The sequence below is a fragment of the Cohnella sp. GbtcB17 genome (genome assembly GCF_019091135.1).
Taxonomy (GTDB): Bacteria; Bacillota; Bacilli; order Paenibacillales; family Paenibacillaceae; genus Cohnella.
Genome location: NZ_JAGXJW010000029.1, coordinates 21,665 through 42,761 on the forward strand (window position 1 = coordinate 21,665; position 21,097 = coordinate 42,761).

General features: G+C 61.3%; 24 protein-coding genes and 1 riboswitch. Of the genes, 18 read left to right on the forward strand and 6 right to left on the reverse strand.

The features are described 5' to 3' along the window. Positions 1 to 566 precede the first annotated feature (566 nt). Positions 567 to 1,997 carry a cardiolipin synthase gene (gene cls, locus KVT38_RS16940; RefSeq protein WP_217594918.1) on the forward strand — a complete coding sequence of 477 codons (1,431 nt, stop codon included), beginning with the start codon at positions 567 to 569 and terminating at the stop codon, positions 1,995 to 1,997. Between the two features lie 26 nt (positions 1,998 to 2,023). Here the strand turns inward: cls and ligD are convergent, their stop codons facing one another. After that, positions 2,024 to 2,914 (reverse strand): non-homologous end-joining DNA ligase, encoded by an 891-nt coding sequence (ligD, locus tag KVT38_RS16945; RefSeq protein WP_254639293.1) that lies wholly within the window; start codon positions 2,912 to 2,914, stop codon positions 2,024 to 2,026. Positions 2,915 to 3,078: 164 nt separating this feature from the next. On the opposite strand from ligD, the gene KVT38_RS16950 reads away from it, so the two are divergent. Then, positions 3,079 to 3,309, forward strand: a complete 231-nt coding sequence (locus KVT38_RS16950) for a hypothetical protein (protein ID WP_217594919.1) — start codon at positions 3,079 to 3,081, stop codon at positions 3,307 to 3,309. Between the two features lie 77 nt (positions 3,310 to 3,386). Here the strand turns inward: KVT38_RS16950 and KVT38_RS16955 are convergent, their stop codons facing one another. After that, positions 3,387 to 4,178 carry a CAP domain-containing protein gene (locus KVT38_RS16955; protein WP_217594920.1) on the reverse strand — a complete coding sequence of 264 codons (792 nt, stop codon included), beginning with the start codon at positions 4,176 to 4,178 and terminating at the stop codon, positions 3,387 to 3,389. A 10-nt stretch (positions 4,179 to 4,188) separates the two neighbouring features. Further along, a riboswitch (cyclic di-AMP (ydaO/yuaA leader) is annotated at positions 4,189 to 4,316 on the reverse strand. Between the two features lie 177 nt (positions 4,317 to 4,493). Beyond that, positions 4,494 to 5,498, reverse strand: coding sequence for a non-homologous end joining protein Ku (gene ku, locus KVT38_RS16960; RefSeq protein WP_217594921.1), 1,005 nt, complete (start codon positions 5,496 to 5,498; stop codon positions 4,494 to 4,496). Positions 5,499 to 5,634: 136 nt separating this feature from the next. Between ku and KVT38_RS16965 the strand changes: the two genes are divergently transcribed. The 6 genes from KVT38_RS16965 (at position 5,635) to KVT38_RS16990 (ending at position 8,918) form a co-directional block, all read left to right on the forward strand. Beyond that, positions 5,635 to 5,820 (forward strand): hypothetical protein, encoded by a 186-nt coding sequence (locus KVT38_RS16965; protein WP_217594922.1) that lies wholly within the window; start codon positions 5,635 to 5,637, stop codon positions 5,818 to 5,820. Further along, positions 5,817 to 5,993 carry an H-type small acid-soluble spore protein gene (locus tag KVT38_RS16970; RefSeq protein ID WP_217594923.1) on the forward strand — a complete coding sequence of 59 codons (177 nt, stop codon included), beginning with the start codon at positions 5,817 to 5,819 and terminating at the stop codon, positions 5,991 to 5,993. The genes KVT38_RS16965 and KVT38_RS16970 overlap by 4 nt, the downstream gene beginning before the upstream one ends. Before the next feature lie 141 nt (positions 5,994 to 6,134). Beyond that, positions 6,135 to 6,716 carry a TetR/AcrR family transcriptional regulator gene (locus KVT38_RS16975; RefSeq protein WP_217594924.1) on the forward strand — a complete coding sequence of 194 codons (582 nt, stop codon included), beginning with the start codon at positions 6,135 to 6,137 and terminating at the stop codon, positions 6,714 to 6,716. Between the two features lie 209 nt (positions 6,717 to 6,925). Next, a complete protein-coding gene (locus KVT38_RS16980; protein WP_217594925.1) occupies positions 6,926 to 7,891 on the forward strand; it encodes an NADP-dependent oxidoreductase in 966 nt (321 codons plus the stop codon). Between the two features lie 190 nt (positions 7,892 to 8,081). Then, entirely contained in the window at positions 8,082 to 8,282 is a 201-nt protein-coding gene (locus KVT38_RS16985; RefSeq protein ID WP_217594926.1) for a CsbD family protein, read from the forward strand. A 189-nt stretch (positions 8,283 to 8,471) separates the two neighbouring features. Next, complete coding sequence (locus KVT38_RS16990; protein ID WP_217594927.1) at positions 8,472 to 8,918, forward strand: hypothetical protein; 447 nt, start codon at positions 8,472 to 8,474, stop codon at positions 8,916 to 8,918. Positions 8,919 to 9,068: 150 nt separating this feature from the next. Here KVT38_RS16990 and KVT38_RS16995 read toward each other — a convergent pair whose 3' ends face one another. Continuing rightward, positions 9,069 to 9,278, reverse strand: a complete 210-nt coding sequence (locus KVT38_RS16995) for a hypothetical protein (RefSeq protein ID WP_217594928.1) — start codon at positions 9,276 to 9,278, stop codon at positions 9,069 to 9,071. A gap of 228 nt (positions 9,279 to 9,506) precedes the next feature. Between KVT38_RS16995 and KVT38_RS17000 the strand changes: the two genes are divergently transcribed. Then, positions 9,507 to 10,940: an aminotransferase-like domain-containing protein gene (locus tag KVT38_RS17000; protein ID WP_217594929.1), complete on the forward strand. Its 1,434-nt coding sequence runs from the start codon at positions 9,507 to 9,509 to the stop codon at positions 10,938 to 10,940. A gap of 52 nt (positions 10,941 to 10,992) precedes the next feature. On the opposite strand, the gene KVT38_RS17005 is transcribed toward KVT38_RS17000, so the two are convergent. Continuing rightward, positions 10,993 to 11,553, reverse strand: coding sequence for a hypothetical protein (locus KVT38_RS17005; protein ID WP_217594930.1), 561 nt, complete (start codon positions 11,551 to 11,553; stop codon positions 10,993 to 10,995). Positions 11,554 to 12,151: 598 nt separating this feature from the next. Here KVT38_RS17005 and tsaE point away from each other — a divergent pair. From tsaE to tsaD, 4 genes are read left to right on the forward strand one after another with little or no spacing between them, the layout of a single operon-like run. After that, complete coding sequence (gene tsaE / locus KVT38_RS17010; protein ID WP_217594931.1) at positions 12,152 to 12,694, forward strand: tRNA (adenosine(37)-N6)-threonylcarbamoyltransferase complex ATPase subunit type 1 TsaE; 543 nt, start codon at positions 12,152 to 12,154, stop codon at positions 12,692 to 12,694. Beyond that, a complete protein-coding gene (gene tsaB, locus KVT38_RS17015) occupies positions 12,678 to 13,481 on the forward strand; it encodes a tRNA (adenosine(37)-N6)-threonylcarbamoyltransferase complex dimerization subunit type 1 TsaB (protein WP_217594932.1) in 804 nt (267 codons plus the stop codon). The genes tsaE and tsaB overlap by 17 nt, the downstream gene beginning before the upstream one ends. After that, entirely contained in the window at positions 13,478 to 13,966 is a 489-nt protein-coding gene (rimI, locus tag KVT38_RS17020; RefSeq protein WP_256454867.1) for a ribosomal protein S18-alanine N-acetyltransferase, read from the forward strand. The genes tsaB and rimI overlap by 4 nt, the downstream gene beginning before the upstream one ends. After that, the gene (gene tsaD / locus KVT38_RS17025) at positions 13,963 to 15,009 is read left to right on the forward strand and encodes a tRNA (adenosine(37)-N6)-threonylcarbamoyltransferase complex transferase subunit TsaD (RefSeq protein WP_217594933.1); all 1,047 of its coding nucleotides are present in this window, start codon (positions 13,963 to 13,965) and stop codon (positions 15,007 to 15,009) included. The genes rimI and tsaD overlap by 4 nt, the downstream gene beginning before the upstream one ends. Before the next feature lie 766 nt (positions 15,010 to 15,775). Here the strand turns inward: tsaD and KVT38_RS17030 are convergent. Then, positions 15,776 to 17,710, reverse strand: a complete 1,935-nt coding sequence (locus tag KVT38_RS17030; protein ID WP_217594934.1) for an ABC-F family ATP-binding cassette domain-containing protein — start codon at positions 17,708 to 17,710, stop codon at positions 15,776 to 15,778. A gap of 223 nt (positions 17,711 to 17,933) precedes the next feature. On the opposite strand from KVT38_RS17030, the gene KVT38_RS17035 reads away from it, so the two are divergent. The 5 genes from KVT38_RS17035 (at position 17,934) to tatA (ending at position 20,978) form a co-directional block, all read left to right on the forward strand. Beyond that, positions 17,934 to 18,569, forward strand: coding sequence for a 5-formyltetrahydrofolate cyclo-ligase (locus tag KVT38_RS17035; RefSeq protein ID WP_217594935.1), 636 nt, complete (start codon positions 17,934 to 17,936; stop codon positions 18,567 to 18,569). Further along, entirely contained in the window at positions 18,566 to 19,057 is a 492-nt protein-coding gene (moaC, locus tag KVT38_RS17040; protein ID WP_306795325.1) for a cyclic pyranopterin monophosphate synthase MoaC, read from the forward strand. Before KVT38_RS17035 ends, moaC begins: the two co-directional genes overlap by 4 nt. Positions 19,058 to 19,117: 60 nt before the next feature. Then, positions 19,118 to 19,612 (forward strand): MogA/MoaB family molybdenum cofactor biosynthesis protein, encoded by a 495-nt coding sequence (locus tag KVT38_RS17045; RefSeq protein ID WP_217594936.1) that lies wholly within the window; start codon positions 19,118 to 19,120, stop codon positions 19,610 to 19,612. After that, positions 19,612 to 20,640: a molybdopterin-binding protein gene (locus KVT38_RS17050; protein WP_217594937.1), complete on the forward strand. Its 1,029-nt coding sequence runs from the start codon at positions 19,612 to 19,614 to the stop codon at positions 20,638 to 20,640. The genes KVT38_RS17045 and KVT38_RS17050 overlap by 1 nt, the downstream gene beginning before the upstream one ends. A 110-nt stretch (positions 20,641 to 20,750) precedes the next feature. Continuing rightward, the gene (gene tatA, locus KVT38_RS17055) at positions 20,751 to 20,978 is read left to right on the forward strand and encodes a twin-arginine translocase TatA/TatE family subunit (protein WP_217594938.1); all 228 of its coding nucleotides are present in this window, start codon (positions 20,751 to 20,753) and stop codon (positions 20,976 to 20,978) included. The last annotated feature ends 119 nt before the right edge of the window (positions 20,979 to 21,097 follow it).

The window sequence follows — 21,097 nt, forward strand, 5'->3', positions numbered from 1 at the left end:
ATCGCCTCTTCTTCGAGAGGCGATGGCCCTGCGGGGCGGCCCGCCCACCGTATCGCCTCTTCTTCGAGAGGCGATGGCTCTGCCGAGCCACCCGCCCGCCGTATCGCCTCTTCTTCGAGAGGCGATGGCCCTGCGGGGCGGCCCGCCCACCGTATCGCCTCTTCTTCGAGAGGCGATGGCCCTGCGTAGCCGCGCGCCAACCGTATCGCCTCTTCAACGAGAGGCGATGGCCCCGCGGAGCCGCGGACCAGCCGTATCGCCTCTTGTATGAGAGGCGATGGCTCTGCCGAGCCGCCCGCCCGCCGTATCGCCTCTTCCACAAGAGGCGATGGCCGCGCTCGCCGTCCCGGCTGCGGCACGTACTAAACATCTCCCCAGCCGAGCCGCACGCGCGTCGACAACGTCGTCGCGTGTGCGGCTCTTTATTTTCCCCGCCAGCCTCGTTGCCTCCGTCTGCCTAAACCGTGTCTTCCGGGTTATACTGGTTATCGACGGACGAGCGCCGTCACGATCAGTGGGTAAGGAAAGTTAGATACAAACACAACATACGGGGGAGGTTCGTGCGGGTGACGACGTGGCTGCTGCTGGCGCTGCTTATCTTCATATTCCAGTCCGGCACGATCCTCGTGCTGGAATATCGCCGTCCGGCCAACGCGATGGCGTGGCTATTCATTCTGTTTTTATTTCCGATCGTCGGCTTCATTCTTTATTACTTCCTCGCGCGCGAGTATGTGCGTCGCCGCAAGGTCCGTCGCAGAGGCGGCCTGGACGAGCAGCGGCGGGGCGAGATATTGACGAAGAGCCATCTGATCAACGAGCCGGGCGATATCCCGGGCGGCGGGTTTGCGGACGAGGCGCGGCTGTTCCGCACGCTGCGCAAGGCGGGGGCGTCCCCGATCACCGGCTGCAACAAATCGAGGGTGCTGACGAACGGAGAAATGACGTACGACGCGATGATGAAAGCGATTCGCGGCGCCAAGCATCACATTCATTTCGCTACATACATATACCGCGACGACGAGATCGGCCGCATGTTCCGCGACGCGATGATCGAGAAAGCGAAGGAGGGCGTCCAGGTCCGGCTCATCTACGACGGCATCGGCAGCGTTTCGCTCAGCAAGTCCTTTTTTGCCGCGTTCGAGGAGGCCGGCGCCGAATACGCCTGCTTTTTCCCGCTTCGGCCGGCTTTTATGAAGAAGCGCATGAACTATCGCAATCACCGCAAAATCCTTGTCGTGGACGGCACCAAAGGCTTCGTCGGCGGGATCAATGTGGGCGAGGAATATTTGGGCAGGCACAAAAAGCTCGGCTTTTGGCGCGATACGCATCTCGAGCTGGAGGGGGACGCGGTATACGGGCTGCAGGAGGTGTTCCTCAAAGACTGGGAGCTCGCGACGAAGCAGCGGCCAAGCGATCCCGGATTTTTGCCGGAGCACGGCTGTACGGGAGGCGAGGTCGTGCAGATCGTCGCCGGCGGACCGAACAGGAGAGCCGACGCGATCCACGAGACGCTGTTCGCCATTCTGGCGACGGCGAAGCGGCGGATTTGGATCACGACGCCGTACTTTATCCCCAGCGCGGGCGTCGTTATGGCGCTCAAGACGGCCGCGATGAGCGGCGTCGACGTGCGCATGATCGTACCGCTTATTCCCGATACGAAGCTCGTTCATGCGGCGACAATGTCGTACGTGGACGAGATGATGAGCTGCGGGATCCGGTTCTGGCAGTACGAGCGGGGCTTTATTCATGCAAAAGTCGTCATCGTCGACGACCTGATCGCCTCGGTCGGCACGGCGAACATGGATTTGCGCAGCTTCTTCAGCAATTTCGAGACAAACGCCTACCTCTTCCATCCCGATGCGATCGCCGCGCTGGAGCGGGACTTTCTCCAGGATCTGAAGGACAGCAGAGAGCTGGAGCTGTCGTCGTTCCGCAAGCGCTCCGGCGGGCGCAAGGCGGCGGAGGCGCTCTGCCGTATGCTGTCTCCGCTGCTCTAGCTTCGCTCGCAGGAAGGCTCGCCGTTTTACTTGATCTGCTCCAGCACGTCTCCGAGCCGCTGCGGCTTCATCGAGCCGATCAGATCGCCACGCTCCCGCAGCCGCGCGACGATGTTGAGCAGGTTGAAGTCGGCCGGACTCGGGTCGGCGCGCACCTCGCTCCAATCGAGCGGCGTCGATACCGGCGCTCCCGCGCGGGCGCGCGGCGAGTAGGCGCAGACCAGCGTGCGGCCGGGATAAAATTGCAGGTAATCGAGGTAGATGAGCGATCCGCGGTTTTTCTTCAGCCGTTCGACGGTGAAGAGCTGCGGATTTTTTGCAGTCAAATATTCGGAGACGAACTTGCCGAACCGTCTAAGGTCATCGTAAGTCGGACCGGGCTCGATGCGCATGACGACTTGGATGCCCGTCGCGCCTGACGTTTTGGGGACTGCTTCGAGGCCTAGCGAATGCAGCAGGTCGCCGACCTTGTCCGCGGCTTCCATTATTCGCGGTTCGACCTCAAGACTCGGGTCGATATCGAGCATCCAGCGGTCCGGCAGCGGCTGGGCGATCCGTTCGCAGGAGACGTGGTACTCCAGCGCGTACAGGCTGCCCATCCATAGCAGCGTCGGCAGGGAGTCGAGCACGACGTACCGGATGCCGCCTTCCGTCTCGACGCGCACGAAGTCAGGCACCGGCGTAGGCGCATTTTTTTGATAAAAGGATTTGCCCGCATAGCCCTCAGGGAAGCGGATCGTCGTCAAATAACGGCCTTCGCTATGAGGTAGCAAATAAGGCGCCAATTCAGCCAGCGTCCGCACGTAACAGAGCTTGTCGATGCCCATGTCGGGCCACAGCAGCTTATCGGGATGGGAAACGAGCAGCTCGCGATCGCCGAGCCGGAGCGTGACCGGGGACATCGTGGCCGGCGCCATGGGCGTTCCTCCGTTCTGAAGTCGCCCCTTTGCGTCGAGGCGTTAATCTTCCTAGTGTAGCCGGTATTCGGGCCCGCCATTCCAGGGCGAATTCCTTTCGCACTTTTGCCTCCGCACGCTCATACAACAATAAAGAAAGCGCTTGGGGAGGGATCGCTACGGATATGCCGCTGCTGCAGCACGCCGGCGCGCTGCTATCGCTCGTTTTGGTGTTTTGGACGGGGTCCTCGCTGTTCGCCTTGCTTCACCCCGGTACCGTGCTCCTCCTCGCCCGCGGCGGCCGGGACGACGGGCTCTCGCGCCGGGAGCCTGCGTCCGAAGGACGGATCCGCCTGCAGGGCGGCCTGATGAGCTTGGCCGGATTGATCCTGCTGGCGCTGCCGCTGCTGCTTTAAAATCGGTCGCCGAACGCAAAAAAAGATGCCGCCGAAGTCGATAGAACGACTGCGGAGGCATCTTTTTCGTATGCGGATCAGCCCGTGAACTCTTGCACCCATTCGCCGTTAAAGTAGGCGACGCCGATCGATTTGAAGTTCGCGTTCAAAATGTTCGCCTTGTGGCCGGGGCTGTTCATCCACGCAGTCATGACTTCAGCAGGCGACTGCTGGCCCATGGCGATATTTTCGCCGGCGTAGCTGTACGTCACGCCGAACTGCTTCATCATGTCGAACGGCGAACCGTACGTCGGCGAGTTGTGGTCGAAGTAGTTGTTGTTGTACATATCCTTGGCCTTCGCGTCGGCGACCGTCGTCAGCTTAGCGTCGGTCTTCAGCGCGGATAGGCCGGCTTTGGCACGTTCCTGGTTGACGAGATCGACGACTTGGGCGGCGAAGCCCGACTTCTGAACGGTTGCGCCGGTGCTGGCCGGTGCGGATGGCGCTGTCGCCGGAGCCGGTGTGGCGGTCGGAGCCGGCGTCGGCGTCACTGCAGGCGCTGGTGTCGGCTTGGCCGGAACCGGCGTGGCCGAAGGCACGGTCGTTGGCTTGGCTGGAGCGGTCGGCGTGGCCGTAGGCGCCGTGGGCGTCGTGGACGTCGGATTCGAAGGCGTCTGGCCGCCGAACGTGCCGCCGTTCAGCTGCGACAGCAGCGATTGCCAATCGAACGAGCCGAGATATTGCTGAAGCTGCGAGGCGTCAATATTATATGTGTAAGTCCGGGTCGTCTGGGTCGTCGTCGCGGCATTCGCAGAAGCGCCGAACGGGACGGCAAGCGACAGCAGAAGCGCGCCGGAAACAGCCAGTTGACCGATACGATTGTTTTTCATATAGACGAATTCCTCCTTGGAATGTAAGCCTGCGAGGTTAGCTGACGGGTTAGGTCGGAGAACGCCCTGCCGCGGCTGCGGCTTCACCCCGTATACTTGGTTCCCCCGCGCCCTGTCGGGCTTCGGCTCGGATGTCTCACATTCTATCAGCGGAATCTCGCAGGTTCACGGCATAAATATTACCACGGCCCAGATGTTGGGAAATATAAAAAGAGCCGGTCCTTGTCCCGCGCGGGATTCAGGTGTACCGGCCATTGCTTCTTAAAAAACTCTCATCGTTTTTCAAATGCGCATCGCTTGTTTATCCGCTAACGATCAGGGCTGCGGTTCGGTCGCCTTGCGTCTGCGGGAAGGCGCAGCCTTGGAGCCGGCGCCGACCGCTTCTTCGCCGCCGGCGACAGCGGCGCCGGGTACCGGCGGCTTGGCGCGCGTGCGCTTCGGCTTGTCGGCCGCGGGTGCCGAGCCGGCTTCGCCCGTATCGCCGCGGATCGCCGACTTGCGGCCGGCACCTCTGCCGGCCGTCGCGCCGGCCGCGGGCGCGTCGCCCGTCTTGACGGCGGCGAGGCTGGCCTGCAGCGCGGACATCAGGTCGATGACGTTGGTCCGTTCCGCCGCCGGCGCGGTCACGACGTCCACGCCTTGTCCCGCGACCTTGCGGCTGATGGCGTCCAGCATTGCCGTCCGATAGTCGTCCGTATATTTAGCCGCGTCAAACGGCGCAGACAGCTGTTCGATGAGCAGCTTGGCCATATCGAGCTCGCGGTCGTTGACGTTCTGGCTTTGCGGCAGGCCGGGGACGCCGGAGATCGACCGGATCTCGTCGGGATAGAACATCGTCTCCATGCAGATACAGTTGTCGACGCAGCGAATGGCCGCCAGACTGCTCTTGCTGCGGATCGCGATCTTGGCGATGCCGATGCGGCCGGACTGGCGCATCGCTTCGAGCAGCAGACCATAGGCGCCGGCGCCGGCCTGATCGGGCGACAAATAATACGTTTTTTGATAAAACATCGGATCGATCTCCTCGAGCGCCACGAAGTCGAGAATCTGAATCGTCCGCGTATTCTCCGGCTTGATCGCCTCCAGCTCGTCCTCGTCGAACAGCACGAATCTTCCTTTGTCGTATTCGTATCCCTTCGTGATTTCCTCCCACTCGACCGCTCTCTCGCAGTGCGGACAGCTCTTCGCGTAGGAGATCGGCGTGCCGCAAACCTTGTGGATTTGCCTCAGGTGCACATCCTTGTCCTCGGTAGCGGTAAACATCTTCACAGGCACGTGCACGAGCCCGAAGCTGATGGCGCCTTTCCAAACCGTATGCATGACGCTTAGCCCTCCTCATGATTCCGTATACCGTTCAGGATTCCCATCGTTGCATGGGATTCATACCGTCTGGGCATCCTTTACCGGACGATCTTTTCTAGGCGAAACGAACAACCTGGCGAAGGGAGCGGCGTTCATGAACGAAGAGAAAGCGACGGACGGCCGGGACCATATTTACGAAGGCCGCGACAACTACGACATGGACATCGACCGTATGATCAACGAAGGGCTCGGCGGTGGTCAGGTGACGTTGGACAACGGCCTCATCGAAGAGACGACGACCGATACGATGCGCGAAAAAGAAGGGGACGATCCGTCATGAATACGCAGCGCGCCAAGCAAATTTTCAATTCGAAGGACACGATCGCCGTGAAGCTGGAAGGACAGCCGGTATGGATCGAAGAAGTGGACGAAGCCAACGGCATGGCAACGGTGCAGGTCGGGCAGAAGCCGACCAATGTGCAGACGGTGTCGGTCGACCGGTTGACGGAATAGCGCGCGTCGGCGCAAAAAAGAGATCGTACCCTTCTGAAGCCAACGCTCGAGGAAACGATCTCTTTTTTTGTTACGAATGCTGTAATTTGAAACTTAAATTTTACATGATATAATCGGAAAAAACAGGAAGCGGTCATTCATTTGAACAAGATACCTTTAGATAAAGAAACAATCCTCAACGCGACGGAAGAAGTTATTCGCCGTTTTGGGCCGGAAAAAGCGAATATTTCCGATGTAGCCAAATCATTAAACGTTAGCCATGCTGCCCTTTACCGATACTATAATGGGAAAACCGCCCTCTGGGATGCCGTTACGGAACGCTGGCTTAATCGCATGAGTGCTGCTTCAATAGCTATATTAAAAGAAGATACGCCTGCTGATATGAAGCTTTTTCGATTACTCGAAGACTTTGCGGAGGGGAAACGCCTCAGCGCGATCGACGACCCGGAAATGTTCGCGAATTACATCAAAGTCGCACACAGCTCGGTGGAAGTCATTCAAAAAAGTATCGAAGAAGGCATTAATCGTATCAAAGAGAGTATCGCTCAAGGAATTTCGGAAGGTCTGTTTTTTACGGAATCTCCATATCAAGCGGCGAGAGCCGTATATTTTGCAACCAGTGCTTTTATTAACCCCAACACATTTGAAGACCCGAATCGAAAACAAAATATTGAAGCGGTTATCCATCTTCTGATAAGAGGACTTAAAAATCCGGATCTATGAATTGAACTGAAGCACACGATCCGCCATCGTTCGCTCGCAACGCCTTGTTTCCGAGAGGGGAATAGGATCGTTGCGGGCGTTATTTATTGCGACTGGTTACAAGTAATAAATATTGTAATTCGTTTCTTGGCATGATAGTATCTATCTCATGAGTGACAAAAAATAAATTTTGTAACTTGAATCTTGGAGTTTAAAGGAGAGGAATATGGATGCTAAATCAAAAATCGGGCGTCGATACGTCGGCAGTCGTGAGCAGAGCGGTACGGCTCGAGTCGTTCGGCGGTCCCGAGGTTCTTAACGTCCGCGAAATACCCGTGCCGCAGGCGGGCTCGGGGCAGATTCGCGTGCGCGTTGCCGCGGCCGGACTCAATCCGATGGACTGGGTCATAACTTCCGACGCAAATACCGCGGCCCGATTCGGCTTGCGTTTGCCGTGCGGCTTCGGAACCGACTATGCCGGGATCGTCGACCAGGTCGGTGAAGGTGTGACCGGGTTCGCTGTCGGCGATCGCGTGTTCGGCGGCGCTCTCTCCCGCACAGTAGCCGAGTATGTCATCATAGACGCGGCAGGGACCATCGCTTCAGGCGGCGAGGCGCATCCTACCCCCGACGGCGTCGACGGCCGCACCGCGGCCACCCTTGCTATCGCGGGCTGCACGGCATCCGCCGCCCTCGCCGTGGTCAACCTCGGTCCGGGCGACACGGTGCTCATTGGCGGCGCAGGAGGCGGGGTCGGCGGGTTCGCCGGCCAGCTCGCTCGACTGAAGGGCGCGCGCGTGATCGGAACGGGATCGGCGGCTTCGGGCGATGCCCTGCGCGCCCTCGGGGCGGATCCGGTCGTCTACGGCGACGGTATGGTCGACAGGGTCCGTGCCATAGCACCCGCAGGCGTCACTGCGGCGATCGATCTATTCGGGACAGACACGATGCAGGCTGCGCGAGAACTCGGCGTTTCGGACCAGCGCATCACCACCATCGCGGCACAAGTCGGCGGGATCAAGCCGGCAAACGGTGCCGGAGTCGCTCCTGGCGCCATAGAAGAGATCGCTCGCCTGGTCGCGGCGGGCCGGCTCCGCGGGCCGATCGCAGCAAGTTTTCCGATGGCGCAGATCCGCGCGGCGGGCGGGCTTCAAGCCGGCCGGCACGTGCACGGCAAGATCGTCATCGACATCTAGATATCGCCACGCCAGTCCATCTCCCGCCGCCGCAAAAATGTTGCTTTTTCCAGCCGAATACCTTTACCCGCCGCATAAGCGAACGAACAGAAGAATACGTATGAGGATGCGTTCTTCTGTTTGGAAACGCTGTCTCGCGGGTAAGGTCACCATATAACCAACTCATGCAAGAGAAGGGAGAGGCATTCATATGGATCGGCAAACGGAAGGCTGGAGCGACAAAATCAAAGGTGCAGTCAACCAGGCGAAGGGCGAGGCCAAGGACCAATGGGGTAACCTTACCGACGATCCGGGTCTCCAGGCAAGAGGCAAATGGGATAAAGCCAAGGGCAAGGTGCAGGAGCAGATCGGCGAATGGAAAGAAAACACCAAGTCGCGCACAGATCACTGACGCGTCCTTTATCCGCCTAAATATAATGTTCTGCCGGATAAGCAGCACGCCGGCGGAACGCAAAAACGCAGCCCAACAGCTGCGTTTTTTGCTATAATCTAGCAGGTCGAGCGAATACATAGGCGCTGCCGGACATATAATCTTTTTAATAGAAAAGGACGGGCCGTCGGCCTGAAGGAGCGGTTAACTATGGAAAAGAAGGCGTCGATCCGCAACATTCAGGTGCAATATCCGCTAGGGACGAGGCAAATCTCGGGATTCCTGCTGCTTTTCCTGCTCTCGCTGGGCAATGTAATCCACGGCGCCGAACATTTTGTCTTGTATGCGCAGGCGGGGGTTATGACGTTGAGCGGCGGTTGTCTCGTCTATTTGCTCGTTCGGCGGAAGGCGCTGAAGGCGGAGCTGACGCTGGCGGGCAACCGCTTGACCGTGAACGGCCTGACGATCACGGGCGATTCGCTGCTAGAGCTGCGGATCAATCGGGGCCTGATCGGCCTGCTGCCGCGGGGCAAGCGGATCGTGCCCGTACGTCTGTGCCTCGATCTGAAGGACAGAAGCGCCGGCCTGCTGCTGCTGCGCTGGGCGGAGAAGCAGGGAGTTCCCGTCAGGCAGGGGAGCTTCATGCGCTGGCTGTAAGCGCGCGGCCGCCGGCCGCCGTCTTGGCGTCAATTCTCCTCGGAGGCGACGATTTCTTTGCCGGCCGCGAAGAGCACGACGAGGCCGAGGACCATGCATAGGGACAAGATGACAATGTATAGCATACTGTGCAAGCACCTCCTCGAACGATCAGCGATTTAACAGTGCAAAAAAGACGGCCAGTACGATAACGACGCCTAACACGTACAACAAGCCAAGACGCGTCCACTTTTTTCCCGTTCCGCTTCCATAGCCCGCGTTTTCGCTTCGGTTGGCTTTGGACCAACCGACGCTTAGCGTGCCCGCAAACCCGGCGCACATCACGATGAATACCAGGCCGATCAAATAAACCATGCTCATTCGGCTGCATCCCCTTTGTCGTAGGCGCCCATCAGCCGGATCGCGGCTTCTTGGTTCGCCTCTTTGTCGTTGCTACAAGCATAGAAGGCTTTTCGTCTGCCGGCATCCTCCAATCAGCCGATTTTTAAGCCCATCCAATTCATCCTCCAATTGCAGGAAAGACGTCTTCCACAGTCTTGCCGCGTCCCTGACTTATGGGGATAATGGTACCATTGGAGGGGACGGCGCATGAGTTGGCAGCCCGATCGGTCGTTGGACAAGCCGGTGTACCGGCAGATCGCCGAGCATTTCGAACAAAGGATCCAATCGGGGGAATTGACGGCAGGCAGTCCGCTGCCCGCCGAACGCAAGCTGGCTGCACAGCTGGCGGTCAACCGGACGACCGTCATCCAAGCCTATGAGGAGCTGCGCGCCTCGGGATGGGTCGTGAGCAAGATTGGCAGCGGCACCGTCGTGGCCGGCGGAGACGCTTCTCCGTTAAGGCCTGCGGATTGGCGCAAGTATTTGGACGTCGGAACGATGCTGCCGAATTCGGACGCGATGCGACGGATCCGTTCCGGCCTGCGCAAAGAGAACGGCCTCGTGGATTTCGCGAGCGGGGAGTTGTCGGACGAGCTGTTTCCGGGGGAGACGGTGCGCGGCATTTTTTCCGAACGGCCCTACGACGGCCCGCTCGGCTACGACGATCCACAGGGCTACGGCCCGTTTCGCGAAGCGTTGGCCGCCTTTTTGTCGCGGCATCTGCATATCCGGGCATCTGCTTCTTCGCTGCTGATCACGTCCGGCTCCCAGCAGTCGCTCTTTTTGATCATGCAATGTTTGCTGAACCATGGCGATGCCGTAGGCGTCGAGACGCCTTCGTACTGCTTTTCGCTGCCGCTGCTACAATCGGCCGGGCTGCGCGTCTATCCGCTGCCGGTCGGTCCGGAAGGCATCGATCCTACTGACGTGGAGCGGCTGCATCGCCGGCACCGGCTTAAGATGCTGTTTTTGAATCCCAACTTCCAGAATCCGACGGGGACGGTGCTGTCCGCCGAACGGCGGGCAGCCTTGCTGCGGATCGCGGAAAAGGAAGGCATTCCGATCGTGGAGGACGATCCGTTCAGCCTGACCGCGTTCGACGGCCGTCCGCCGCTGCCGCTGAAAGCAGAGGATGCGGGCGGCCGTATACTGTACGTCGGCTCGTTATCCAAGATCGCAGCGTCGGGTCTTCGGGTCGGCTGGCTGGCAGGGCCGCAGGAGATCGTCTCGCGGCTCGCGGACGCGCGGCAGCAGATGGACTTCGGGATGAGCGTCATTCCGCAGTGGCTGGCCGCCAAGCTCATCGAGGGAGCGGCGTTCGACAGTCAGATCGGCCGTCTGCGCGACCGGTTGGCGCTGCGTCTGGACGAGCTGCGAGCCAGCCTCGATTATCATCTGCCCGGACTTGTAACGTTTGAGCCGCCGGGCGGGGGGCTGAACCTGTGGGTGAAGTGGCTCGGGGATTCGGATCCGAGGCAGCTTCGAGTGCTCGAACGCGCGATGTCCGCCGGCGTGGCCTACGTACCCGGGCAAGTGTTCGGCGCGGAGGAGCCGAGCCTGCGGCTATGCTACGCAAAGCCGCAGGCGGGGCAGATCGAGCTCGGGGTGATCAGGCTGAAAGAGGCGCTGCTGCGCAGCTAGGGGCGGTTCCGGTGCGGTGCGGAGCTTCCGCAAGGAGCACAGGCGGTCGCTGCTACTGCGATACGGGAGCTGCCGCTTGCTTCGTTCGGCGCCGCCTTAGCATCCACAGCGCCGCGAATGTCGCCCCGCATGCCAACGCGGGAGCTGTGGTGCCCCAGGCGGCCGGCGCATAGAGCGCGAGGCTGGCGCCGGCTCCGAGCGCTGCGGCACGATACGGCGCGACAAGAGCGGCGGAGGATGCTTTGGTCGCAAGCGGGGCCGGCACGGGAGCGCCGTTCAGGCGCGCGGCTTGCCGCCACAAGCGCATGGCGCCGGGCAGGGCCGTCAGCCAGACGGCCGCGATCGGCAGCGCGATCAACGTCAGTTGCAGCGCGACGCGTTCGGTCGAATAGGCGCCGTCGTACGATCGCGACAGCAGCCAGACGGCCGCGGCCGCGCCGATCGCCGACAGCGAGGCGAGCGCGGTCCAAGTGAGCAGCTTGCGCGACCTGCGGGCGAGTCGTTCGGCCGATCCGAACCATCTCAGCTTGCCGGCCTTGCTGCCGGCCGTCCATGCAAACGCGAGCAAGAGCAGCGTGAACCCTACAGCCATGCCGTTCAAAGCGCTGTACACGATTCATTCCTCCGATCGTATCTTTCATTATTTATGGTTATCATAACTCGCCGAGCCGGCCGTCCGGCACGTCCTCGGGGATAAGATGGAATGCGACTTCGGGCGGGGCCGGCGTCGGACTCGCGGAGGGCGCAGATTGGTCGCCAGCAGACGAGGGGAGTTTGACATGCGCAGTCAAACGTTGGCGGAGCTGATGGCTCCGAAGCCCGCAATTCCCGGATTGCTTTCAAAAAGTTCAATGAACGCTCCTTCCAGGCATCCTGTCGAACTTGGTCTGCTCATCCGTGCGAATCGAGATTTAATAAAAGCGAAAACGGACGCAGGGGAATTGATCCAAAATGGACGCAAGTGGCGAATTACTGGCTCAAACCCGAGCTGACTGGGCGCACTGCTGCAACGAAAAATCGATGAATTTACCCACGAAAACTTATACCCCCTAACTGCAGGCCTGTTTTCGACTTAAGACGACGTTCGCCGATCGCCTCCGGCGCGCTTATCTCTCCTTTCCCCTCCCCTCCATAGCTTTGCAAGTTCGCCCCCGCACCGATATAATTAAGGACAACCTGCGGACTGTCCGCATTGAAGGAGAACGATCGACATGCACGACTGGAGCGAAGGCGGCAGAGAGGCCGCCGGCGCCGGACGATTCGTGCTGGAGCTGCGGTCCGAGGCGGACACGGTGCGTTTTGCCGAACGGCTCGCGGACCTGTGCGTACCCGGCGCGCTGATCGCGCTGGACGGCGATCTCGGCGCGGGCAAGACCCGCTTCGCGAAGGCATTCGCGGCTGGCCTTGGCGTGCCGGGCATGGTGAACAGCCCAACGTTTACGATTGTGAAAGAGTACGAAGGCGGCCGATTGCCGCTCTATCATATGGACGTGTATCGCCTGTCGATCGCGGAGGCCGACGAGCTGGGGCTGGACGAATACTTCGACGGCGTCGGCGTATCGCTCGTCGAGTGGGCTTCGCTCGTCGAGCCGCTGCTGCCCCCCGAGCGCCTGCATATCCGGCTCGAGCTGACCGGACCGGAGAGCAGGCTGGCGACGTGCGCGCCGATCGGCGCCCGGTACGAGGCGTGGTGCGCGGAGCTGGGGCTTCGGCCGGCGAAGGAGGAGGGAAGCGGAGATGACGAACGGCAATAAGCGCACGGCAGGCGACAATCCGCTGATGCTGTGCTTCGACACGTCCACGGCCGTGCTGGCGGCGTCGGTTTGCCGCGGCGCGGAGGTGCTGGCGAGCCGTCACTCGCACACCGAACGCAACCATGCCGTGCGCATCGTGTCGGATCTGAAGACGCTGCTGGAGGAAGCTGGCGGCGAGGAGATCGACGGGATCGCGGTAGGACGCGGACCGGGCTCGTATACGGGCGTGCGCATCGGCGTGTCGGCTGCCAAGACGCTGGCTTGGGCTTGGGACAAGCCGCTCGTCGGACTGTCGAGTCTGGAGACGCTGGCCATGGCGGCGGCGCCTTATTTGCGCGGCGATAAACAGGCGACGGAGACGGCGGCGTTCGCATCGCGCCATGCAGAGCGGCCGGTCTGGGTCGTCCCGATCATGGATGCGAGGCGCGGACAAGTATACGGCGCCCGTTTCGAGACGACGGACGGATCGGTCTGGCGACGGCTCGACGAGGATGCCATCAGGCTCATCGGCGAGTGGGGGCCGTCTCTTGCCGCGAATGCTGCCGAAGCGGGCGCGCTGCTCGTTTTCGTCGGCGAGATCGGCCCTCATGCGGCAGTCCTTGCGACGCTCGAAGGCGCGGTCGCTTTGCCGCTGGCGATCGACGCGAGCGAGATGGGCCGGCTCGCGGCGGCAAGACTGGCCAAAGGGCTCGTAGAAGATGTTCATGGCTTCGCGCCCAACTACACGCAGCTGACCGAGGCCGAGACGAAGCTCGGCGACGGCGCCCGGACGGAGGGACAAGCTTGAACGACAAGATCGAGTTCCGGTCGATGACGCTCGCGGACATCGATGCCATCGTTGAGATCGAGCGGGAAGCTTTTACGGCGCCTTGGACGCCCGAAGCTTTTCACAACGAGCTGACGCAAAACCTTTTCGCTAAATATATGGTGATGGCCAAGGACAACGAAGTGCTCGGCTACGGCGGCATGTGGCTCATCGTGGACGAGGCGCACGTGACGAACATCGCGGTTCGCGAGGCGTATCGCGGCAAAGGGCTCGGCGAACGGCTGCTGCGGGAGCTGATGCGGACCGCGGCCTGGCTCGGAGCGGCGCGGATGACGCTCGAAGTGAGGGTGTCCAACGAACGCGCGCAGCGACTTTACCGCAAGCTCGGCTTCGGTCCCGCGGGACTTCGGCCGGGCTACTATTCGGACAACAACGAGGACGCGCTCATCATGTGGGCGGATCTGGATCCGTCGCTTGGCCGGGAGCGCGGGGGGATGTCTTCATGACGACGAAGCACGTATCGGAAAAGAAAGACGGTAGTCTGCTGCTGGCGATCGAGACGAGCTGCGACGAGACGTCCGCGGCGGTCGTTCGCGACGGTCGCGAGGTGCTCTCCAACATCGTCTCGAGCCAGATCGAGACGCACCGCCGCTTCGGCGGCGTCGTGCCGGAGATCGCTTCGCGCAAGCACGTCGAGAGCATCACGCTGATCGTCCAGGAGGCGCTCACGGAGGCCGGCGTATCCCGGCGGGACATCGACGCGATCGCCGTCACGCAAGGTCCGGGCCTGATCGGCGCGCTGCTGGTCGGCGTCGTGGCGGCCAAGTCGCTCGCGCTCGCCCTGGACGTCCCGTTGATCGGTACGCACCATATCGCCGGACATATTTACGCGAACCGCCTGATCGGGGACATCGTATACCCGGCGCTGGCGCTTGTCGTATCGGGCGGACATACCGAGCTGGTGCTGCTGCCGGAGGAGGGCGTGTTTCGAATCGTCGGCCGCACGCGGGACGACGCGGTCGGCGAGGCCTACGACAAGGTTGCGCGCGCGCTGTTCTTCCCCTATCCGGGAGGGCCTCACGTGGACCGGCTGGCGCAGCAGTCCGATGAGGAGATCGTGCTGCCTCGCGCCTGGCTGGAGGAGGGCTCCTACGATTTCAGCTTCAGCGGCTTGAAGTCGGCCGTGCTGGCGGAGATCAACCGCACCAAGATGAAAGGGCTCGATCCCGATTTTGCCGCGCTGGCGCGGGGATTCCAGAACTCGGTCGTCGACGTCGTGACGACGAAGGCGATGAAGGCTGCGGCGGAGTTCGGCGCGCGCCAGCTGCTGCTGTGCGGCGGCGTCGCCGCCAACCGCGGCATCCGGGAGCGCCTGGCCGCCCGCTGCGAAGAGGCCGGGCTGCCGATGCTCGTGCCGCCGATGTCGCTGTGCAGCGACAACGCCGCCATGATCGGCGCCGCCGCGGACCTCAAGTGGCGCAGAGGGCAGTTTTCGTCGCTCGATCTGGCCGCTGCCGCGCAGGTGTCGCTGGAGGAATGGTCCGTTTAATAATCGGAGCTTCGGTAAAAGGCTACAGCGACGGCAGCTTTGCGCCGTATGTATCCGAGTCCTGCTGGGCTTACGCCGATATTCAATCGAGGGGCACTATTTGGCATGTTTGTGTCAACTATTAATTTTTTATGTGATATATGTTGACATGGATTTTGCGGCGTGATAAAGTAACGGCATACCCCCTTTTGAAAAGCGTCTGAGCGAATCGACACCGACCCCGTCGATCGCGCAGGCGCTTTTCTTCATACTCGCATTTAACGAGAGAAAATCGACGTTTTGCCAGGAAGTCAATGGTTTCCGTTCCCAAATCGCAAGCAGGCTCATGTGGGTAAAGTTATGCACAGTCCCTGTGTATAATGGGGATAAAGCTGCCCAATGTGTTGGGAGAGTAAACGCAGTGTAATCTTGAAAACGGGGATTATATTTTCAAGCGTCTTTCTTTTGAGTTGGGGATTGTGGGGATAAGACGATCCTCCAACCGGGCGTGCCATATGCTGCGACTAAATCGTCTGCGTCACGAAGCTATTTTTAAATAGCAGAAACGCTTTTGCCGATGAATTATGCATGCACATGCAGTGGATAAGACTGTGGATAACATTTTTTTATGAAGACTTTTAAAATGCCATTTTATCGTCACAAAAAGGCCGTATACAAATACAAAAAAGCCGCCCTATGGCTCGTCAGACGACGAGTAGGACGGCAATTGGGCAAAGCAAGGACTGCGGCAAAGCTTATGAACGTCATCGCCTTCAAGCGTCAACGTTTATGCCATCAACGATTCCCAGACAGCGAACGCCGTCTCCAGCGCCCGCTGCTTCTCCTCTAGCTTCGCCTGAACCTCGCGCAGCCGGACGAAGTCCGTGCACACTTCGGGCAGTGCCATCTCTTCCTCAAGCGCCGCAACCTCAGTCTCCAGCTTCGAAATGTCGGCCTCGGCCTGCTCCAGCTTGCGCTGCTTCGCGCGTTCATCGCGTTTGGCCTGCTTTTCCGTCTCGTAATCGGTGACGGAGGACTGGGGGGCCGGGGCGGCGCTGGCCGCGGAAGAAGACGCGCCGGCTGCCGAAGAGGCGGCCCACTCCTCCAATTCGCGCTTTTTCGCGACCATTTCGTCATAATTGCCCAGGAAATGCACGGCACCCTCCGGGCCGAGCTCTACGACGCGATCCGCAAGCCTGTTCAGGAAATAGCGGTCGTGGGACACGAACAGCAGCGTCCCGTCATACTCCTCCAAAGCGCCCTCGAGCACCTCCCGGCTCCACAGGTCCAAATGGTTCGTCGGCTCGTCGAGCACAAGCACGTTGGCCTTCATCAGCATGAGCTTTGACAAGGCGACGCGCGCCTTTTCGCCGCCGCTGAGCGAGCCGACCGTCTTGCGGACGTCCTCGCCGCTGAACAGGAAGTTGCCGAGCACGGTGCGGATCTCGGCTTCGGGCAGCATCGGATAGCTGCTCCAGACTTCCTCCAGCACCGTGTTGGACGGATTGAGGCCGCGCTGCTCCTGATCGTAATAGCCGAGCTGCACGCCCGTCCCCCAGCGAATCGTGCCTGCCGCGAGCGGCAGCTGTCCGACGAGCGCGCGCAGCAGCGTCGTCTTGCCGACGCCGTTGGGACCGAGCAGCGCGATACGCTCGCCGCGCTTGGCCTCGAAGCCCACATGGCGGAAAAGAGGGCTGATGCCTTCTCCCGGTGCGGCCGAGGCGTCATATACCTGCAGCACGTCCTTGCCCGTGCGCCGTTCGGCCGTGAAGGAGAAGCTCGCCTGCTTCAGCGTGCCCGGACGCTCCAGCCGTTCGATACGTTCGAGCGCGTTCCGGCGGCTTTGCGCGCGTCGCGTCGTGGTGGCGCGAACGATATTTTTCTGAATGAACTCCTCCATCCGCTGGATGTCCTTGCGCTGCTGCTCGTACAGCTTCACCTTTTGGGCAAAATCGGCTGCCTTAAGCTCCATGAAACGCGTATAGTTGCCGGTGTAACGCGTCGCCGCGTGGCGCTCGATCTCTACAATAGAAGAGACGGTCGCGTCTAAAAAGTAACGGTCGTGCGAAACGATGACCATCGCTCCCGAATACGTGCGCAAATATTGCTCGAGCCAGGTCAGCGTATCGATGTCCAGGTGGTTCGTCGGCTCGTCGAGCAGCAGCAGCTCGGGCTGCACGACGAGCAGCCTGGCGAGCGCGAGGCGCGTCCGTTGTCCGCCGCTCAGCGAAGAGACGACCGTATCGCTCGGAAAGTCGCCGAAGCCCATGCCGTGAAGGACGGCGCGGATGCGGTTGTTCATTTCAAAGCCGCCGGCTTCGCGGAACCGGTCGTTCGCGTCGGCATACTGCGCGAGCAGCGCTTCGTAGCGGGCCGCGTCGGCTTGCTCGGCAAAATCGGCGATCCGCGCCTCGAGCCGTCCGAGCGCGCGCTCCTGCTCGAGCAGCGGACCGAACGCGGCGTTCATCACTTCCTGGATGGTCAACCGCTGGTCCAGCCCGCTGTTCTGTGCCAGATATCCGATGCGCAGCTCGCGCGGCTTCGACACCGAGCCTTGGTCGGAATCGAGTTCGCCGGCCAAAATTTTAAGGAAAGTCGACTTGCCCGCACCGTTTACGCCGACGAGGCCGATGCGGTCGCGTTCGCCGATTTGCAGCGAGACGCCTTCTAATATAGGGGTGACGCCGTAATGCTTGACGATGCCGGATGCCTGTAAAAGCAAGAGGATTCCCTCCGAACGAGATCTTGTAGTTGAATCAAGTTTATCGCAAAACCGCTTGAACGTCCAAAGCGCCCTCCCGGCCTCGGATGATGCGCATTTGCAGGATAGCGCCAGGCGAAGACCAGGCGGGTCGTTTTCGTGCAAAAGCGCTTTGGCGTACCGTGCGGAAAAATGATACACTATTGCTATCTATGAATTCGCGTGTATTAATGAGGGATGGCGGATGAGTGCGAGGGAGCCGGGAGGCGCGGGGAAGCCTGCGCTGCGCAAGGCGATGGCGGCACGGCGCGACGCGCTGACGCCGGACGAGCGCCAGGCGCTTTCGCGCAGACTCTGCGACGTCGTCGTGGCGCAGGCGCTGGAGCCGCTATGCCTGACGTTGGGGCGGCCGTTGACCGTGGTTCTGTACGGCGCGTTCCGCTCGGAGGCCGATCCGGCGGGCGTGCTGGCATGGTGCGTCGCCGGCGGCCATCGGGCGGTCGCTCCGCGCATTCGCGACGACGGCGGCGGGATGGACCTGCGGATCGTCTCATCGCCGACGGACTGGCGTCCGGAGCGTTATGGCGTGCCAAGTCCGGATCCGCTTCGCACGGAGCCGCTTGCGAAGGACGAACGGCCCGACGCGGTGCTGGTTCCGGGCATGGCATTCGACCGGCAAGGCGGCCGGCTGGGCTACGGCGGCGGCTACTACGACCGCTTGGCCGAGGCGATCGGCCCGGGGCGGTTGCCTTACTGGATCGGCTTTGCGTATGCGCTGCAATTGTGCGACGAAGCGCTGCCGAAGGAGGCGCACGATCTGGCGCTCCATGGCGTGGCGACCGACGAAGGATTGATCTGGTTTGCGAAGGAGGGTCCATGATGACAGGCGGCGAAGGACGATTGACGCATTTTAACGAACAGGGCCGCGCCGTCATGGTAGACGTATCGGACAAGGCCGCGACCGCGCGGACGGCCGTGGCGGAGAGCCGAATCACGATGGCGCCTTCGACGCTGTCGCGGATATTGGACCGTACGGTGGAGAAGGGCGACGTGCTGGCGGTCGCGCAGATCGCCGCGATTCAAGCGGCCAAGCGGACGTCGGATTGGATACCGATGTGCCACCCGCTGCCGCTTACGGGCGTGAATGTGAGTTTCGGCACGAGCGGCGACGATACGCTGACGATCGCGGCCGAGGTCAAGACGACGGGCAAGACCGGCGTCGAGATGGAAGCGTTGACGGCGGTGTCTGCGGCCGCGCTGACGGTCTACGATATGTGCAAGGCGCTGCAGAAGGATATGGTGATCGGGCCGACCCTGCTGCGGAGCAAGACAGGCGGCAAGAGCGGGGATTACCGGGCGGAGAGCTAGGCCGATCGGGCCGAGGCCGCTTGCTTAATATTTGAGGAGACGCGAATCGGGGGGATGGGCATGATTTGGAAAGTGGCGCTGCTGACGGCCAGCGACAAAGGCTCCCGGGGCGAACGCGAGGATACGAGCGCGCAGGTCATCCGGGAGCTCGTCGAGGAGGAGCTTGGCGGAGAGATCGTCGACTATCGCGTCGTGCCCGACGAACAGGACGAGCTGCGCGCCGCCTTGATCGAGATGTGCGACTATTTTCAGGCCGATCTGGTGCTGACTACGGGCGGCACCAGTCTCGGATTGCGCGACGTGACGCCCGAGGCGACGATGATGGTGTCCGAGCGGACGGTGCCGGGCATGACCGAAGCGATGCGTGCCGCGGTCATGCAGCGAAGCAGGCACTATATGCTCTATCGCGGCGTCATCGCCATCCGGGGCCGCTCGCTGATCGTGAACTTGCCGGGCGACCCGAAGGGCGTCAACGACATGCTGATGGCAATTATGGATCAGCTGCCCGAAGCCCTGCTGCTCGTCTCGGGCATCGGGAAGGACCGGGACTACTGATGAGCGGTCTATCCAGGCCGAGCGGGACCGTGCTTCGCGAGGTGAAGGTCGAGGATGCCGTCGGGCTGACGCTTGCACACGATCTGACGCAGATTGTGCCCGGTACCTTCAAGGGAAGGCTGTTCAGCAAGGGACATCGCGTCACGGCGGACGACATTCCGAAGCTGAAGGACATCGGCAAGGAGCACTTGTACGTCATCGAGCTTGCGCCGGGCGATCTGCACGAGGACGATGCCGCGCTTCGGCTCGCCGCCGCGCTCGCCGGAGAAGGAATCGCGTACGGCGAGCCCCATGAAGGAAAGGTGACGCTCAAGGCCGCATCGCCGGGGCTCGCCGTCATTGTGCGCGAAGTCGTGGACGCGATCAACGCGCTCGGCGAGATCGCGCTCGCCACGATTGCCGGCGGACGCTTCGTGACGGCCGGAGAGGCGCTCGCCGCTTCGCGGGCGATTCCGCTCGTCGTGCCCGAGGCCAAGATCGTCGCGGCGGAGGACATCGTGGCAAGCTACAGAGCGTCGCACGGCGGCGCAGCTCCCGTCGCGGTCAAGCCATTGCTCCGGATGCGCGCCGGGTTGCTGTCCACGGGAACCGAGGTGTTCACGGGGCGCATCGCCGACAAGTTCGGACCCGCCGTCCGGGCGAAGCTGGAGGCGCTCGGCTCGGAGCTCGCCGAGCAGCGCTTCGCACCCGACGACCGTCAAACAATTGTCAACCACTTGCACTACTTCCTCGAACGGCGTTATGATATGATACTGGTATCCGGCGGGATGTCTGTCGATCCGGACGACCGTACGCCGGGCGCCATCGCCGACGCGGGCGCCGACATCGTCAGCTATGGGACACCGATGCTACCGGGCTCGATGCTGCTCTTCGGCTATTTGGAGGGCGTGCCGATCTTCGGATTGCCGGGCTGCGTCATGCACGATCCGTATACGTCGTTCGACGTGCTGCTCCCGCGTGTGTTGGCAGGAGAGCGCATCACACGGCAAGAGATCGCCGCGATGGGGTATGGCGGATTGCACCGTTGACCGGCCACAATGTAGTCATTTCAGGCGCAATGTACGAATTTGCGACATGCGCCATTTCGTTTATTCGGTTTTAATGCAAGCCCAGTCACCAAGACAAGGGAGGGATAACCATGGGAGGTATTGGGGCATCAGGACTGATTCTGCTGATTCTCATCGCTTTGCTACTGTTCGGACCGAACAAGCTGCCCGAGCTGGGCAAGGCTTTCGGACGCACGTTGCGCGAATTCAAGAAGGGCGCCAACGATCTGATGGACGACAGCGAGCGTCCGGCTCGCCGCGAAGTCGCGGCGGCTCCTGAAGCGGAGCCGATGAAGGCCGAGCGCCGTCTGCCCGAATGACGGGTTGATGATTCCTTGCGGAACCTGCATGGATTCGGGTGGCCGGACATACTCATTTCATGAATACGGAGGGCGGCTTGATTTCCGGGAGCCGTCCTGATTTTTTATGCCCGGTGGGG

What these genes read in the sequence shown, in the direction of transcription:
- KVT38_RS16990 (WP_217594927.1), top strand. Translation starts at nt 8,472, where the DNA reads ATGGAAAAGAAGGCGTCGATCCGCAACATTCAGGTGCAATATCCGCTA.
- KVT38_RS16995 (WP_217594928.1), bottom strand. Translation starts at nt 9,278, where the DNA reads ATGAGCATGGTTTATTTGATCGGCCTGGTATTCATCGTGATGTGCGCC.
- ligD (WP_254639293.1), bottom strand. Translation starts at nt 2,914, where the DNA reads ATGGCGCCGGCCACGATGTCCCCGGTCACGCTCCGGCTCGGCGATCGC.
- tatA (WP_217594938.1), top strand. Translation starts at nt 20,751, where the DNA reads ATGGGAGGTATTGGGGCATCAGGACTGATTCTGCTGATTCTCATCGCT.
- KVT38_RS16955 (WP_217594920.1), bottom strand. Translation starts at nt 4,178, where the DNA reads ATGAAAAACAATCGTATCGGTCAACTGGCTGTTTCCGGCGCGCTTCTG.
- KVT38_RS17050 (WP_217594937.1), top strand. Translation starts at nt 19,612, where the DNA reads ATGAGCGGTCTATCCAGGCCGAGCGGGACCGTGCTTCGCGAGGTGAAG.
- KVT38_RS16970 (WP_217594923.1), top strand. Translation starts at nt 5,817, where the DNA reads ATGAATACGCAGCGCGCCAAGCAAATTTTCAATTCGAAGGACACGATC.
- KVT38_RS16950 (WP_217594919.1), top strand. Translation starts at nt 3,079, where the DNA reads ATGCCGCTGCTGCAGCACGCCGGCGCGCTGCTATCGCTCGTTTTGGTG.
- moaC (WP_306795325.1), top strand. Translation starts at nt 18,566, where the DNA reads ATGATGACAGGCGGCGAAGGACGATTGACGCATTTTAACGAACAGGGC.
- KVT38_RS16980 (WP_217594925.1), top strand. Translation starts at nt 6,926, where the DNA reads ATGCTAAATCAAAAATCGGGCGTCGATACGTCGGCAGTCGTGAGCAGA.
- tsaB (WP_217594932.1), top strand. Translation starts at nt 12,678, where the DNA reads ATGACGAACGGCAATAAGCGCACGGCAGGCGACAATCCGCTGATGCTG.
- KVT38_RS17000 (WP_217594929.1), top strand. Translation starts at nt 9,507, where the DNA reads ATGAGTTGGCAGCCCGATCGGTCGTTGGACAAGCCGGTGTACCGGCAG.
- ku (WP_217594921.1), bottom strand. Translation starts at nt 5,498, where the DNA reads ATGCATACGGTTTGGAAAGGCGCCATCAGCTTCGGGCTCGTGCACGTG.
- KVT38_RS16985 (WP_217594926.1), top strand. Translation starts at nt 8,082, where the DNA reads ATGGATCGGCAAACGGAAGGCTGGAGCGACAAAATCAAAGGTGCAGTC.
- KVT38_RS17035 (WP_217594935.1), top strand. Translation starts at nt 17,934, where the DNA reads ATGAGTGCGAGGGAGCCGGGAGGCGCGGGGAAGCCTGCGCTGCGCAAG.
- KVT38_RS16965 (WP_217594922.1), top strand. Translation starts at nt 5,635, where the DNA reads ATGAACGAAGAGAAAGCGACGGACGGCCGGGACCATATTTACGAAGGC.
- tsaE (WP_217594931.1), top strand. Translation starts at nt 12,152, where the DNA reads ATGCACGACTGGAGCGAAGGCGGCAGAGAGGCCGCCGGCGCCGGACGA.
- KVT38_RS17045 (WP_217594936.1), top strand. Translation starts at nt 19,118, where the DNA reads ATGATTTGGAAAGTGGCGCTGCTGACGGCCAGCGACAAAGGCTCCCGG.
- tsaD (WP_217594933.1), top strand. Translation starts at nt 13,963, where the DNA reads ATGACGACGAAGCACGTATCGGAAAAGAAAGACGGTAGTCTGCTGCTG.